General features: G+C 56.5%; 1 protein-coding gene. It reads right to left on the bottom strand.

Annotated features, from left to right (window positions below; translation table 11 throughout):
- On the bottom strand, positions 1 to 625 hold a 625-nt coding region (locus tag ACXJ5O_RS29135), incomplete at both ends, for an N-6 DNA methylase (protein ID WP_457302936.1).

Genomic DNA, 625 nt, shown 5'->3' with positions numbered 1-625 from the left:
GGTTAATATATGTCCATGTGCACGAACTTCTGCTAGCGGTACGGATTTGCAGAACCCCGGTTCATCCATGTAGTCGGCCCAGCCATGAGCTTGCCGGGTCTCCGATTTGGCACGCCAGCGGTGATAGGTGCTCGCGATCTTCCCAATGTCGTCGGTGCTAAACTCTCGGCGAACGCGATCAACCATGAAGCCGAGCTTGCGAGCGTCAATGAATAGGAACTCGCCGCGCCGGTTGCGATGGCCATTGGCGCTCTTGTCACGAGCCAATATCCATAGACATGCTGGAATTGGTGTCGAGAAGAACAACTGCCCCGGCAGGGCCACCATGCAATCCACATGGTCCGCTTCAATCATCGCCTTTCGAATGTCGCCTTCACCGGATTGTTGAGAAGACATTGAACCGTTAGCGAGAACTACTCCAGCTGTGCCTCGCGGTGCCAGATGATGAATGATGTGCTGGAGCCAGCCGAAGTTGGCGTTGCCTCTGGGGGGTGCTCCGAACTTCCAGCGGGCATCTTCCGTCAATCGCTCGCCGCCCCAGTCGGAGACGTTGAACGGAGGATTGGCGAGAACGAAGTCGGCCTTGAGGTCTGGCAATTCGTCTCGGTGAAAGCTGCCTTCATTG

Source organism: Phyllobacterium sp. P5_D12, assembly GCF_054049495.1.
This window is presented reverse-complemented; position numbering and strand designations above follow the sequence as displayed.